Annotated in this window: 2 protein-coding genes; both read right to left on the bottom strand. The window is 43.8% G+C overall.

All coding sequences use genetic code 11. The features are described 5' to 3' along the window. Positions 1-9: 9 nt before the first annotated feature. On the bottom strand, positions 10-4,782 hold the full coding sequence (locus NYE28_RS07405) for a type I polyketide synthase (protein ID WP_038463830.1): 4,773 nt from the start codon (positions 4,780-4,782) through the stop codon (positions 10-12). Next, entirely contained in the window at positions 4,782-17,045 is a 12,264-nt protein-coding gene (locus NYE28_RS07400; RefSeq protein ID WP_099320048.1) for an SDR family NAD(P)-dependent oxidoreductase, read from the bottom strand. Before NYE28_RS07400 ends, NYE28_RS07405 begins: the two co-directional genes overlap by 1 nt. Positions 17,046-17,053: the final 8 nt, after the last annotated feature.

The following is a 17,053-nucleotide window of genomic DNA, read 5'->3' as shown; positions in this document are numbered from 1 at the left end:
AATGATAAACTAATCCTGCATACGCTCCAGCGCATAATCTGCTTCCTCCGCAGTCAGTTCGCCCGCTTTTAATTGTCTGAGGAGCTCTTTTACTCTCTCGTTCTTTCCATTGGAATCCGCTGTTGCACGAGTCTGTGCCTCCGCGGAAAACGTTTCTTTTTTACGAATGGTTACATCCTTCAAACCTGCAAGTCTTTCTCCTTGTTCATTAAGCAGCTGAATATCGTAAATAAGCTCGGATTGACCTTTTTGGCCTGTTTTACGCGCATAAACCCAGCATTCTGCTGAAACCTTTTTCCGAACCGTAACCTCTCCTATTGAAAAAGGAACATAAACAGATGCCTCTTCTCTTCCGTCGGTAATTCCGAACAAAGATTGCAGAGCCCCATCAATTAAAGACGGATGCAATGTATAATGTCCAAGAGCATATTCGGCTTCTTTTGGCAGCAATAAGTGTGCAACCGCTTCTGTTTTTCCGCCCCATAAACGTTGAATCGGCTGAAAAGCGCGCCCATACAGGAACCCGTTTTCCCGAAAATACTCGTAACATTCATCTTGTTCACGGACAAAAGCACTTCTGTTTATCATCTCTTGTCTGTCGATGTTCTCTATATCATCATCACTGTAATGATGATCATAATCTAATTCCCCCGTCACAAATCCAGTCCTTACAGCAGCATCCTCGTCAGGTGACATGTTAAATAATATGCTGCCGTCTTTTACGGAAATGTGAGTGTAAATGGTCAGGCTCTCTTTCAAAAGCATGGCCGGTCTGGCAAATATCACGTTTTTTAAACGAGTGACCTTTTTCTTTCGATATGACCGCGTTCCCGCTGCACATGCCATTTCAAGAAAAGCAGCTGCCGGGAGAATGCTCTTGTTTTTTACGATGTGGTCTTTTAACCAAATCTCTTTTTCTCTTAATGTCGTTTTAAAAAACTGCTGTTCCAGAGTAGATTCATTCGAATCCAGAAGCGGGTGCAGTGAAGACTGCCGCGGCAATATTTCCGGAAATGTTGCACTTTGGTTTCGAGGCACCCAGTAAGACTCCTCAGCAAATGGATATAAAGGAAGCTTGACCTTTTGCGGGGTATATTCTTCATATAACTCTCTCCATTGAATATCAGCCCCGAAAGACCATAATTTTGCAAGAAGATTCAAGTCCTTTGTCTCCATCATCACCTCGAGGAATTTATCTTTCATCTTTTGATCATGAAAGATAAAGACTTTATCAAAATCTTTCGTAACATTCCCTTTGTATACGCCCTCCCCAATTGTTCCTTCAGTACAGAAAGTTCTCAGTTTCTCCTTTAGTTCCGGCAAATCGGAAGCTACAACAGCAAGTCTGTCTTCCATCGGTTCCCTGCATGTCTGCAATGTAAAAGCGATATCAGCTGCCGAGGCCTTTGTCTCCCGCTCTGTGAATTGCAGAAGGCGCCGAGCGTATTCTTTCAGTCTGTCTTCATTTTTGGCAGAGAGAACTGCGGCAAACGGACCGCTTATTGTTTGTGTGTCCGCATGGTTTTGATATTCTTCCACAATGACATGGGCATTTGCTCCGCCCGCTCCGAACGAACTGATTGCTGCTCTCCTGTTGGAGGCGCCTGATTCTTTCCGCCACTCTTCTTCTTTCTGCTGAACGTAAAAAGGCGTCTTTTCAAATCGGATATTTTGGTTCAGCTGTTCCGAGTGAATGGATGGCGCCAATTTCTGATGCTTAAATTGTAAAAGAACTTTTGTAAGGGCTGCTATACCTGCGGCAGACTCCAGATGTCCGATATTAGACTTCACTGAACCTATGGCACAAAATTGTTTATCGTCCGTAAATTTCTCAAACGCTTTTGTCAATCCTGCAATCTCAATCGGATCTCCGAGCGAGGTACCCGTTCCGTGTGCTTCCAAGTAGCTGACGGATCGCGGACTGATGCCCGATTTCTTGAAATTTTCAGCAATCAGCTCAGCTTGTGCATTCGGATTCGGAACCGTAAATCCATTGGTTTTTCCGCCATGATTTACAGATGTTCCTTTAATCACTCCGTATATATGATCCTGATCAGCAATTGCTTTTTCCAAAGGTTTCAAAAGGACGGCTCCTGAACCTTCTCCCGGGACATAGCCGTCTCCGCCCTCTCCGAAACTTCTGCACAATCCTTCGGTGGAAACAAAATTACCTTGACTCAGCCAAAGGTATTTGCTGGGGTGTATGGACACATTAACGCCGCCCGCAAGCGCAATTTCACTTTCCCCTCTTTTAATGCTCTCACATGCCAAGTGAATGGCCGTCAGCGATGATGAACACATCGTATCCAGTGCAATGCTCGGGCCGGAGAGATTAAAAAAGTATGAAACCCTGTTCGCAATAGATGAAAAGAAGGAACTGAGCGCAATCGGATTGCCCCGCGCAGTTTCTTCTGCGCCGAATAATTGATATTGTCCGTACATGGCTCCGACAAACACACCGGCTTTCATACCGTTAAGCTTCTCTTTTGTATATCCTGAATCTTCAAACGTATGCCAGGAGGTTTCGAGAAAAATTCGCTCCTGAGGGTCCATCAGCTCAGCTTCTTTATGAGAAATGTGGAAAAACAGCGGATCGAATTGATCAACACCGCTGATAAAACCGCCCCACTTACTGTTGATTTTCCCCTTCTCCATTCTGTCGGGACTGTAATTCGATCTGAAATCCCAACGTTCCTCGGGGATTTCAATAATACAGTTTTTCCCTCCGGCAATGTTTTCCCAGAACTCCTCAAGAGTATCGGAATTCGGATATCTTCCGCTCACACCGATAATGGCAATATCCTCACCCGGCTGAACCATGCTCGGTGCAGATGCAACCCTCTGCTGCCGGTGCTGTTTTTTACTCAGATTTTCTCTTTTCTTCGGCACTCTTGTTACCGGAGCTGCCCCTGCGGCCTTAAGCACTTTTTCTTTAAAAGATGTTAGGAAGAAGTTTGAAAGCTCTTCAATGTTCTGATATTCAAAAAAGATTGTTTTTGGAAGATCCCCGAAAGTATCTTCAAGCTTTGAAATAAGTGACATGATCATAAGTGAGTTGATTCCGAATTTCTCAAAAGAGTCCTTCGCATTTATTTTATGAGCTTGGATTTTCAAGACACCGCTGATGATCTTGATTAAATAGTCATTGACTTTTTCTTTCGCAGCATATTCCTCTTCTTCATCGTGTTCCGCCGTGAGTGTATCTTGATCTGCTGCAGCTGTATTTCTTTGAATAGAAAGCGCTTTTATCATTTTATCCCGCTTTCCTTCTGCAGGCATTAAGCTGGTAAATGAAGACCGCAGCATTTTTAGAAACGCTTCGAAAACAGAGGAAGTTCGCATTGGAGTCATTCCGTATTTTTCTTTTATTTGGTTGATTCCATTGCTGTCGAGACTCATCCCCCCATCTTTCAATAACGGCCAATTGATTGAAAGGGTTTTTCCGTTTCGGGAGAGCTGGGATCGAAGCACTGCAAAACTGTCCATAAAATGATTTGCGTACGCATAGTCACTTTGGCCGGCATTTCCATAAGCGGAAAAAGAAGAAAAGAGAACAAAAAAATCAAGATCTTCGTCTTTTGTCAGCTCATCCAGCCAGATTGTCCCGTAAACTTTCGGTTTCAGTACGTCCGTAAAATCACTGAGACTTTTATTTACAAGAAATGAGTCACGAAGGATGCCGGCAGCATGAATGATCCCGTTTATGCTGCCGTACCGCTGTTTAACGCCGAAAATGAATCGCTCTGCCTCTGTTCGATCTGTGATGTCCGTCCGCTGATATTCAACAATAGAGCCGCTCTCATTAAGCTTACTGATCCGTTCTTTTTGATCAGCGGTTAAAAAAGAACGGCCTGTAAGTATAATCACGGCTTGGTTTTCTTTAGCGATGTGTTCCGCAAACAGCAGCCCGAGTTTTCCCGCTCCTCCGGTAATGATATATATACCGCCTTTTTGATACGTTACAGATCCGTTATCGTGTTCCGGATTATCAATATGCTGCAGCCCTTTCACATAACGGGTATGTGAGTCTATTAAAATCTCACATTCATCCGTTTGAAAGCGCTGTATTTCACTGATTGCAGCATCCCACATCTCGGAAACCGGAGGATTTTTGTCAGAATCCTCATGGCGAATCTGTATGGTTTTCGCTTGAAGCTTGGAGCTTTCCATGTTTACCGTTTTCATGAACCCTCCGACAGCTTCCTGAAACGGCTGATTCAGACCGCTTGTCCAATAAATATGCAATAATGTAACAGGTTCGTTTCTCCGCATTAAAGCTTTTGATAATAAAAAGAGCGAGTTGATCCCTCTGCGAAGAGTTTCATTAACGGATTCTTCAGTGAATTCTCTGATTTCTTCGTTCCATAAATAAAGCACGACATCAGGTGTAAATCCGTTTACAGCCAAATCAGACAGCAGCATTTCGACATGATTTTCATCAGAAGGATTGATTGTGCATCTATTCCGTTCAATTCTATAATCAGAATCGGGCGTTACGAGAATGACACGGTTATGATCTCCATTCATCATCTCGGCATGCTGAAACAGACGGTTATCCTGATCAAAAATCAGCATATTCCCCGGTGCCTGCTGATTCGGCATATCAATGTTATTTGTCCTTACCCAATCGTTCTTAAAAAAAATGGTTGGGGACGGAGCTTGTGATTCCGGCTCCGCCTTTTTTTCCATTTGTTCTTTTCTGTAAGTGCGAATTAGCTCCAGTCCTGCATCAGGAGACATTTGCTGTTCTTCAATTAAGGAAAGTATTTGTTTGATCTGCACTATTTTCCCTCCAGCAGCTGATAAACTTGGTCAGCAGAAAGTTCACCGTTTTTCAATTGTTCTAATAAGAAGAGAATTTCCTGATCTTCATTTTTACGTCCTGCGGTTAATTCTCCCCCGGTCACTTTTCTGACAGAAAAGTCTTTCATGCTCACGGCTATTTCGCCGCTCTCGTTAATAAAATCAATGTTATACGTATAAAAACCGGTTTCTCTCACCGAGACATGGCATCGGGCAGTAAGCGCCCTCTTAATATGAAGCTCTCTAAGTGAATATGGAACAAATAAGCCGTCTTTCTCATTATCTCTTAACAAAAATGCCGCCGCTTGAAAACCGCCGTCAATTAATGAAGGATGAAGTGTAAAATGTGAAAACCCGTTCGCTAAATGAGCCGGAAGCTCCAATTCTGCCATTAACTCCATATCACCGCGGTATACGGCTTTCAACGTTTGAAAACTGCTATGATATGTCAGGCCCATACGACTGAAGCGGTGATAACACTCTTCCCGGCTTATGACAGCCTTACTGCTGCGTTTGAACTTATCAATATCGACATACTCAGCATTTCTGTTTATGTCTCCGAATACTGTTTCACTTTGTGTGCAGATTTGCTGCACGCCATCCGGACCCTCTTTACATATCGTTACGTTCAACTTATCTTGTTTCATTTCCAAGTCGGTATAAATGTGCAGCGTTTTTCCTTTATATAATATAGGTCTGTTCCACATCACGTCTTTTATTTTATATACTTTACTTTCTCCGCTTATTTCCGCACAAACAAGAGCCATTTCAAGCGAAGCGGCTCCCGGCAGCACATAGTCTCCTGAAACAAGATGATCAGTGACGAAAAATTCAGTTCCGGAAATAACAGTTTTAAATGCTTGTTTCTTTAATGTTGAGACATTCTCGCTGATTAATGGGTGAAGACTTTTGCTATTAACCTTAACCTCACTTTTGTTCTTTTTCGGGGTGAACCAATAACTCTCTTTTGCAAACGGATAAGTTGGCAGCGGCACTCTATTCAATTTCTTATTGCCGATTGTCTTCCATTCAAACTCGGCTCCATTGGCCCACCATTGTGCGAGCAGCTCCTCTTTTCCGCTTTGAAGAGCCTCCTCAATCATATATTCAGAAACAGCTGTGGGCTCTTCAGTGTTTTCGCTTATAAATACGCCTTTTTGCACCTTGCTGTCATCAAGAAAGCTGACGTATTTATCTCTCAGCTCAGTCAGACTCGCTGCACATACGGCAATTCTTTCGTTCATTGCTTCCCGGCCGTTTTGCAATGTAAATTCCATGTCACTGGCATTAACGGTCATGTCACCGGCAATCACGCGATCCAAGTACTGAAGCATAAGCCGGATATACTCAAGTAATTGATCTTTGGTTTTCGCAGATAAAACAAAAATATGTGTGTTACCGTTGTTTTCCGGCACTTCTTTTTGAGGTTCCCTATATTCCTCTAAAACAATATGCGCGTTCACACCGCCGAATCCGAATGAGCTGACACCCGCTCTCCTCGGCAGATCGTTGTTCTCTTCATCTTTTATCGGATTCCACTTTTGAGCGGTTTCTGTGATATAAAATGGTGTATTTTCCAGTTTGATGTATGGATTGAGTTCTGAAAAATGGGCGAGTCCCGGAAGTTTGCGATATTTAAATGCCAGTAACACTTTCATCACTCCGGCTATTCCGGCAGCGGTTTCGAGATGGCCGATGTTTGTTTTCACAGACCCGATTCCGCAGCATTTCTGTTTCGCAAAAGGAATGTCCCATTCTTGATATAACGTTTTAAATGCCTTTATGATGCTGTTTACTTCAATCGGATCGCCAAGACTTGTCCCTGTGCCATGCGCTTCTATATATCCCGCAGTGGCAGGGCTGACCCCCGCCTTCCGCCAAGCTTCGGTTAATAAGTCCGCCTGTGCGTTCGGATTCGGAGCTGTCAAAGAATTGGCGCGGCCGCCGTGATTTACAGCTGACCCTTTAATCAAACCATATATATGATCACCGTCTGCCTGTGCTTTGCTGAGCGGCTTAAGCAATACTGCAGCCGCCCCTTCACTCCTTACATAGCCGTCAGCGCTTTTATCGAACGTTTTGCACTTTCCGTCTTTGGAAAGCATACCTGCTTTATCAAAAGCTATAAACAGAGTAGGGCTTGTCATAATATGCACTCCGCCTGCAATCGCCATTTCAAAATCGCCTCTTTGAATCCCCTCAGCCGCACGATGGAGTGCAACTAACGAACTTGAACAGGCAGTGTCAATCGGTTCGCTCGGACCCGTCAGGTTCAGCTGGTAAGAAATACGATTTGCCAATATACAATGATTTAAACCGGTTGCGGTCTGCGCCTGAACAGAGACGCCATTTTCATTCAGACGTTCAGCATAATCCGTTGTGGCGACCCCTGCAAACACCGCGGTTTTCGTCCCTGCCAAATCAGATGGCTTATAGCCCGCATCTTCTATTGTTTTCCATACAGTCTCCATAAAAATTCTTTGCTGGGGATCCATTAATTCTGCTTCGGCGGGAGAAATCCCGAAAAACAACGGATCAAAACTGTCCGCGCCTTTGATAAATCCGCCTTTTTTTATTTTTGTTCTATTGACGTCCCTGATCGGATCGCCGTCAAACTCTTTCCAGTTCCAACGGTCTTCAGGAATGTCTGTAATCATATCCCGCCCTTTTTCAATTCCTTCCCAAAAGTCTTCCAGCGTATCTGTTTGGGGGAAACGGCCGCTTATTCCCACTATTGCAACCGGCTCATTCATATGTCTTTCCTCTTGCCAAGTTTTGTTTTCAGGCTCAGGGGAATGTTCATAAGATTCCGGCGGAGGCGTGCTGTACAATGTTTTTTCGTCAGCTGCAGAAAAAGATTCTGTCTCAGCAAAAAGGATTTCTCCGTATTGCTCGATTACATAATCAGTCATTTCAGCCAGTGAATTGCATTCAAAGAAAATGGACGGCAATAATTCCGTACCATATTGTTGATTGATTTCATTTCCGAGTCTGGTAAACGTAATCGAATCAAATCCGTACTCGCCGAATGAAGTCTCTTCTTCTATTTCCTTTCTGTCAATCTTCAAAATGCTTGACATCATCTTTGCGATGCCCTCAATCAGATTTTCTCTCCGGTCTTTCGCCGCAGATTCATCTGAAGAAAAAGAACCGCAGAGATGAAGCTCCTCGGAATACTCACTCTTTAAAAACTCAAGAAGTTCATTAAAATCAGTAAGACCGAAAAAATCTGACGGCATCATTGATATTCCTAAAGTTTCGTTTAATTCGTTGCCCAGCATTGTAAACATAATTGAATCAAATCCGTATTCACTTATCGGCAGTTCAAAATCAAATTCCCGTTCTTCAATTTTTAATACGCCGGTGATGATGCGCGTCAAAGTGCTTTTTAAAGATTCAGTTATTGACAGCTCTTTCGGTTCGTGATTTTCGTCGGCGATTGCCGGATCACTTTTTCCGCTGTCAATCGTTATCATTCGTTCCAGCTTTAATTCATTACCGCTAAATACCATTATTTGATGTTCACACCCTGTCATTGCTTGATCAAATGCTGCAAGGCCTTCCCGTTTTCCCAGAGGCAGCATTCCGAAACGGTCATAAAGGAACTTCTCTGAATGAATATCAATTTGCATACCGCCTTCTTTCCATAAAGGCCAATTAATCGAGACTGTTTTTCCAGGTTTATTTTCCGCCGCTCTCATTTCCGCAAAATAATCCATAAACCGGTTTGCATAAGCATAGTCAGTTTGTCCGGCATTCCCGATTATTGCGCTGATAGATGAAAACATAACAAAAAAGTCCAGAGGTTCACTGTCTGTATACCGGTCAAGCCATATCGTTCCGTAAACCTTGCTGGCCAAGACTGAATCGAGATCCTCTTCACGCTTATTGATGAGTAATGAATCTTTTATCACACCGGCGCTGTGAATAATTCCTTTAACAGGACCTAATTTGTTTTTGACGAGTTTTATCAGGTTATTGACATTTTCCTTATCAGAAATATCGGTTCTTACATAAAAAACCTCTGATCCGTTTTTTTCGAGCTCTTTTACATTGCTTACGGCTTCCTCAGAAAGCTCTGACCTGCCGATAAGGACAAGTTTTATTCTCCCTTTTCGCACAAGATGTCTGGCGAAAATCAGTCCCAGACCGCCTGTTCCTCCTGTAATGAGGTAAACTCCCCCTTCTTTTACTTCCATCTTTTCGGGGGGCTCGGCACTTTCAATTTCTGCAGAGTGCTTTACCTGCCTGATTCCATCTCTGTATCTGATTTCTGAAGTATCATCGCTGATGATTGTTTCTTTCACAAGGTTTTTTAATTCAGGCAGACCGGTGTTCAGCTGTAACTGAATTTCGTCGCTGTGTATTTCAATATTTTTACCGGACAACATAGGATGTTCTAAATGAAGCGACTTAAAAAAGCCGCTGATTGCCATTTGATAAGGTAAGATTTGATTTTCCCTTGTGAAAAATACATGTGATATCAGGATTTTATGTCTTGGGATTGTTGCTAACAGAGCTTTCGTTACATTGAAAACCGGCAAAACAGCCTCTTCCAGCTTTTCACGAACGTTCTGCTCAATTCCCGTTTCAGGGCTCATCCCGATTAAAATGACGCGGTCAATTGTCACTTGTCTTTCTTTAAGAATCGCCAGCAATTTCTGATAGCCGTCAAGTTTGACGCTGTTCAATTCAAAGGAATCAGCTTCTTTTTCTTGAAAACTGCCGCCATGGCGGACAAAGATCATGTTCAGGCCGATATCTTTATATGCCTGGCGGATCAGCGGTTCTGATATATCCCGACGGAGCGAAATCACAAGGCAGCTGTTTAAACCGCTGGCTTCAGGCTGATGAAGCAGAGGGGCCCGCTTCCACATATCAGTGTAATAATTAACTGAATGCCGCTCATCCTGAGTCTGCGGTGCAGCCCTTAATGCCTTCAACGCTAAGTTTTTTATTTTAAGACTTACAGATCCGTTTTCATCCATAAATAGTATATGAAACCTTTTGACATCATCATGTTGTCTTTCATCGGCAGCTGTAATGTAAGCATAGCCGTTTGCCGAAGGTGCCTGAAGAATCTCCAGCTCACCTAATTCAAAAGGCAAATATGCGGTGTGATCGTCTTGCTGACCGAACGTAAACCCTGTTGTGGATTGAAAAATGCCATCCAATAAACACGGTTCCAGCAGCGTGCCGGATTTTTTATGAATGCTCTCAGGAAGTGATATTCGTGCAAGAACAGCATTTTCATGGATAAACAGCTGTTTTATTACCTGAAAACTGGTTCCATAGTCCAAACCGCTCTGCCGGAAATCCCTGTAACACTCAGCGCCGCTGATTAATCTTTTCTGTCCGGTTAACCAGCTGTCCAATTGAAAATGCTCTGTATGAGAGGCATCTTGATCTCCGCATGTGATAATGTTTCCTTGGCAGTGAACTGCCGCTTCAGGTTGCATATCGGTTTTCACCACAAATCTGCCGTCTTTTTGGTTCGGCAGCAGATCTATCATTATCGTCTTTTCTTTTTCAACGGTTATCGGAACCGCCCATACAACCTGACTCAGTTTTATGACTGATTTTCCGTACAGCCTCTCTCCCGCTTCTCTGGCCGCTTCGATGATTGCCGCTCCGGGCAGAACCGTTTTCCCATGTACAACATGGTCTTTTACATAATATTCAGAATCAGAAAGCGTTTTATAAAATCGGCACTCACCTGCTGAAAAATCAAATAAAGGAGCTTTATCAGCTGCTGATGTTGTTTGTGCCTTATTTGACACCCACAGTCTGTTTTTTAAGAAAGGGTAAGTCGGCAGGGCAATTTTTGCCGGTTTTCTGCCGGTGCGGAAGTCATCCCAGCTTAAATTGCCTCCTGATACCCAGAATTCAGCCATTTCGGCTAATGTGGTGCTGCCGGATTTGAGCGGAAGCTCCGATTGCTGCTGTCTGCGTTTATGATTCGGTTTTTTCCCTCTAAATATTTCGTGATCATCAATTCCATTATAAAAGTGATTTAATTTCAACATCAGATCATCGATATTATTTGAAATGACAGCAAGCCTTTCCGGCATGGCTTCACGCCCTTCAAGAAGGGTATACGCAATATCAGAAAGGTGAAGCGGCTTGTTTGTTCCCGCTTGCTGTAAAAACTCGCCCTGCTTATGACGGGCCTTTTGAAGATATTCCTCCAGCTGTTTTGCTGATTCCCGTAAACTCAGTGAATGCTTGGCTGAGAGTACGATAAGTTCCTCACTTTCCTCACGCCTCGTATGACAGTCAGCAGCAGACTCATACTCTTCCACAAGGATATGAGCATTTGCCCCGCCCGCTCCGAAAGAACTTAATCCCGCACGCCGCGGATATTTGCTGTCAGAATGTTTTTCATTCGCGGGTTTTATCCAGTCGGCGGTTTCCTGCTGGAGGCAAAAAGGTGTCTCTTCCAGATAAAGATCCGGATGCACCCGTTCAGCATGCAGTGTTGCGGCTATTTTTTTATACTTCATTTGTAAGATAATCTTTGTCAGGCCGGCAATACCCGCGGCCGCTTCCAGGTGGCCGATGTTAGATTTAATCGATCCGAGAGAGCAATATGAAACATCTTCGGTATAAGCTCTAAACGCCTTGGTCAGGCCTCGGACTTCAATCGGGTCACCCAGCGGCGTTCCCGTGCCGTGGGCTTCAATAAAGCTGACACTTCTGGCGCTCCAACCGGCCGCTTTAAGAGCTCCTTGAATTAAATCCGCCTGTGCGGCAGGATTAGGCACCGTATAGCCATTTGTCTTTCCGCCATGATTAATTGCCGTTCCTTTAATGACGGCGTACACAGTATCATTATCACGTATGGCATCTTTAAGCGGTTTAAGAATAACAGCCCCGACACCTTCCCCGGGCACGAAACCGTCGCCGCCTTCTCCAAAACTTCTGCATTTTCCCGATTTTGAAAGCATTCCCATCTGACATCGGTATAAATAGTCAGAAGGATGAAGATACAAATTTACTCCTCCCGCAACCGCAACCGAGCACTCACCCTTTGTTAAACTTTGGCAAGCCATGTGAATTGCCGTTAAGGATGAAGAACAAGCCGTATCTACAGGGACACTGGGACCTGTAAAGTCAAATGTGTAAGACACTCTGTTCGCGAGAGACCATGGGAACGAATTTGGAAGTACATCGTTTTTGTCCGTCGGTATTCTTTCGCCGAGCAGCTTGTAAGAATTGGTCGTCACTCCCGCAAATACACCGACATGTTTTTCGGTCTGCTTTCTCAACCCTTCAATGGTATATCCCGAATCTTCAAATGCTTTCCACACGGTTTCGAGAAATATTCGTTCCTGAGGATCCATCGCTTCTGCTTCTCTCGGCGATATTTGGAAAAACAAAGAATCAAATGATTCAGCATTCTTTAAAAATCCGCCCCATTTACAATAAATTTTCCCCTCATGCGCTTTAGCGGGGTCTGGATCATAGTAGGTCTCATAATTCCATCGTTCTTTCGGAATTTCTGTGATTGCGGTTCTCTCTTTTGATAGAAGCTCCCACAATTCTTCGATATTTTCAGCCCCGGGATAACGGCCGCTGATACCGATTACCGCTATCCCGTCAAGATGTTCTTTTTCCTCCGCCGCAGGTGCAGTGATGTTTTGTTCCGGTCTGGCGGGGGTAATGCTCTGAATCTGTTTTCCTTTTTCCTCCCGTGAAAATAAACGCCCCAGCCGATCCGGATATTCCTTTACAAGATGATCTGCTAAATCTCTGATTGTATGAAATTCAAATAAAAGCGTTTTCGAAATTGCTCCCAGTGACTGCTCCAGCTTTGTGTTGCATTGATGAATCATAACCGAATCCATTCCATATTCAGCCAGATGCACATCTTGATCGATCTCTTCCCGTTCTGCACCGATCTCAGAGGAGATGATATTGGTTAAAAACAAAACTGTCTGATCCAAAATATCGCCTTGAGCCAAAGGAATGGCACTGCCTGTCTCTGTTTCGTTCGTCAAAAATCTCTGCCGCATAAATTGTTCAAAGCGCTCATGATCACCGCAGACTGCAATATTATGCAGCTGACCCGAAGTTACAATCCGCGAAAACCATTCCGTTCCGTCTTCAGCAGGAAGTTCTTCGAGCCCGGAATCATGAAAAAGAGACGTCCGCCCTTGACCTGACAGGTTCGCCCCCATTCCGATGTCTTGCCATAAAGGCCAATTGATTGTCAGCGTGCGGCCGCTGCGCAGAGAATTTTGCCGTTTCTGTTCCCGATATTCGGCAAAATGATCTAAAAAGCCGTTTGCATATGCATAATCACATTGGCCTTCGTTCCCTGCAATAGAGACGACTGAAGAAAAAACGGCGAAAAAATCCAATTCGAGCGACCTCGTTGCATGATCAAGATTCAATGCACCATGAACTTTCGGAGCCATCACCTCTGAAAGTTCATGCTTTGTTTTTCGAAAAAGCAGCGAGTCTCTGATAACTCCTGCACAATGAATGACGCCATGAAGACCTGCATGCTGATCGGTAATACCGTCAATCATTTTTTTTACCGCTTCTTTATCGGATATATTCGCCTGTATATAATAAACCTTGGCTTTAAAGCTGTTCAGGTATTCTAAATGTTTCTGCTTATCTTCGTTTAAAACAGATCGCCCCGATAGGATAATGGTGGATCTTTCAGTTTTCGCGCAATATTCAGCGACTTTACTGCCAATCCCCCCGAATCCCCCTGTAATTAAATACACTTTATCCTTTTCAGGGTATTGAATGGTCTTTCTGTTTGTTTCTCTCTGCTTCACTAACATCCGTGCATATCTTACGCAGCCTCTGTAAGTGATATGAATATGCCGATCAGGCGCTGTGTTTATTTCTTTATAAAGAATGTCAGCCCTTTCTGAAAATGAAACGGATGCAGAATCATGTTCAAAGCAAACCGTCTTACAATGCAGCTGCGGGTATTCTTGTTTTACCGATTTTAAAAAACCGTTCACACCTTCAAAATACGGCAATTTTTCTTTTTGATCTGCGCTGAATGTATAAATGAACGTTACTTTGTTTATAAGGTTCTCGCTGATTAAAGCCTTAGTCAGATAAAACACGGAATAAATTCCTGATTCGAGTGTTTCTTCCAGTTCAGGCTGTTTTTCAGACCACGTATGCAAAATTGCATCGGGCGCTGCGCCTTTTTCCTTCAACAGACGAATGACACCTTGATAATCTTCGGGACGCTGCCTGTTGATCGTGAAAACACTGTCGCTTATCTGCTCTAAACGGTCACCGGGCATAATAAGATATGCGGACGTATTCTCTCTTTTTTTCAGCTCTTCAAAATAGTCTTTATTCCCGGAGAACAACAAAATAGTACAGGCTTGTCGGCTGCCCGCTTCATTCTCAAGTGCGGTTTCTTTCCATACCGGCGTATAAAGTGCCTGATTCTTCTTTTCTGAAAAAGCCGCGTCTGATTTTACCGGCTGAGGGTTTAAAGAAAATTGAGAGCGCTCAAACGGATAAGGCGGAAGCGGTGCTTTTCTTTTATGATAATCACCTAGTTTCGCCCATTCAATCTCTTCTCCTGAAAGCCACATTTGCATAAATGAATGATATAGAGCCTCATCGGCTGGTTTGTCCGCTTCAAAAGCAGCCGCTTTGTTTAGTTTTGCTGATGGAGGGAGCGATCCGAATTGAAAAACTGAAAAATCAGAAATATTTACATCCGGCTCCGTTCCCTTTTCTTCCGTGTGAAGCGGCATATGGTCAGCTATCTCCTGAGACACGGCATCCATTTGATTGTATTCTGTCATCAACGGAAAACGAGTTTTATCATAAAAACCTGCCGGCTGCTCATTAATACAAGCAACAGCCTGTTTAATTCCGTCTTGCTTTTTCAATAACATGCTCAGAAAAAGTTCTTTAGACAAGATTCCTTCATCCAGTAAATTTAATATTTCCAGTACATAATCATTATTAAAGAATCCATCATAATCTGTTAAATCCCATCTCTTATACAGTCTTCTCATAGAGGCAAGGATAGCCATGATCGCCGCTTCCTCATCAGCCGGCAATGCGTTTCTTTTATCCGCCGTGCGATTCACAATATAAGATAAAATCTCGATTTCCTGAGTCTTTCCCGCTTTATCCCACTCTTCTAAAAACCCTTTAAACGTATATTGGTGCTCAAGAAGCAGCCGTGTTTTCCCGTACAGGCGGTCTGCAAAATCAGCCGGGAAGCTCAGACCGTTCAGCAGCATCCTTACATATTCTTCATTTAATCGAACCGGCGGGTACGTTTTTGAAGTGTACGGATTGACAAATGGCATGGAAGGCGGCTCACAGGATAAATGCGAAGGTTTTTCAGCGCCTGTGATGACAGAAATGGCCTTTTCAATTTTGATGATATCCGCTGCTGCAAGAGCGACGTAATATCCGTCTCCGGCGCCTGTAATGAGGCTTGGCTTAAAACCGGATGCCAGGATACTTTTTATGATTTCCGTATTGATAACTAAAGAATACAAGCGGATTTTCTCAGGCGTCCATTTTCTTTTAAATGAACTGTGCAATGTTGGTATACCCTTCAGCACCGGCCTTACGTTCTTTTCTAAATCAGGGAACACCCGTTTCAAAACGGCAAATTGTTTATAACTTTCCCATTTGAAGTCACCGATGGCAAGCGCCCATTCAGAATCTTGTTTCCTCCGAAAACTCAATCCCTCTTTAAGCTGATTTTTAAATTCCTCCTTGCTGCCTGCCAATAAACCAGCCCTGTAATCAAACGATGTCCTCCCCGTTAAAAGGGTGCTGCTGATCACTTCATTTGATATTTTGCAAAATTCCTCAGAATCGTCAGCAAAGGTTCTCCAATGATGTATCATTTGTTTCATGCTTTCTTCACTTTTAGCGGAAAAAAGGAAGGGTACCCTTCCTTTCCTGTCAGATTCGTCTTTTGTATGTATAAATTCTTCGATGATGACGTGAGAGTTGACACCCCCAAAACCGAAGGAGCTGATTCCCGCCCTGAGCGGAGCCCCGTCTGCCGCCTTCCAATCACTTGAATCAAGCGCCGGCCTAAACGGTGTTTTTTCAAACTGTATAATTGGGTTTACCGTATGTACATTCAGGCTTTTCGGCACCCTCCGGTGTTTCATCATCATTAGAACTTTTATCAATCCGGCCATTCCCGCCGCTGCTTCTGTATGACCGATATTTGTTTTCACACTTCCGATCCTGCAATATTGAGTATCCTCAGTATATTGCCGATACGCTTTTGTCAATGCTTCTATTTCTATCGGATCGCCCAGAGATGTACCTGTGCCATGTGCTTCTACATAAGAAACCGTCGCAGCATCGACAGCAGCGTTGTGTAAAGCTTCTGAGATGACCCGGCACTGCGCTTCTGCTCTGGGAGCGGTTATGGAACGGGATTTACCGCCATGATTAACAGCTGTCCCTTTTATGATCCCGTATATATGGTGACCGGCTTTTACTGCATCACCAAGGCGCTGCAGCAATACAACGCCTGCCCCTTCTCCGGGAACGTACCCGTTCGCTGCTGCGTCAAAGGTTTTACATTTGCCGTCAGGACTCAGCATTCTGGCTTTGGAAAAAGAAATATATTTTCCGGGTTGGAAATTCAAGTTTACTCCCGATGCGATTGCATAATCGCTTTCTTTTGTCCGCAATGACTTAACCGCTTCATGTAAAGCAACAAGCGATGATGCACAAGCGGCATTTACAGACATGCTTTTTCCGGTCAAACCGAATGTGTATGAAAGCCGGTTGGAAAGCATAGCTTCGAAACTTCCTAAACAGGCATAACTGTCGATTTCCGATTCAGCATGACCTGTCTGCCGGTAGTCAGAATTCATAATACCCGCAAAAACAGAAGTGGTTTTACGCTGGAGATCCTGCAAAGAAACCCCGGAATCTTCGATGCACCGCCAAGTTTCTTCTAAGAGGATTCTTTGCTCAGGATCCATGTTTTTCGCTTCCCGGGGAGAGATATTAAAAAACTTATGGTCGAAATGGTCAGCTTTATGAATAAAACCTCCCCACTTGCTGATTGTTTTGTTCGGTATACTGATATCAGCTGAATAATAAAGATCGGGATCCCACCGTTCAATCGGCACTTCCCGGATGGAATCTTTGCCGCTATTTATGTTTTCCCAGAATTCATGATAATGATCTGCATCGGGGAATCTGCAAGCAACCCCGATTATCGCGATATCCGCACTCTGTTTATTCAAATGAACCATTGGCCTCC

The sequence above is a fragment of the Bacillus sp. FSL R5-0443 genome (assembly GCF_038608285.1).
GTDB classification, from domain to species: Bacteria; Bacillota; Bacilli; order Bacillales; family Bacillaceae; genus Bacillus; species Bacillus velezensis.
The sequence above is the reverse complement of the archived record's forward strand: the minus strand, read 5'-3'. Positions and strand labels throughout refer to the sequence as shown.

Excerpts from the sequence above, each read along its gene's own strand:
- NYE28_RS07400 (WP_099320048.1), bottom strand. The coding sequence starts at position 17,045 with ATGGTTCATTTGAATAAACAGAGTGCGGATATCGCGATAATCGGGGTT.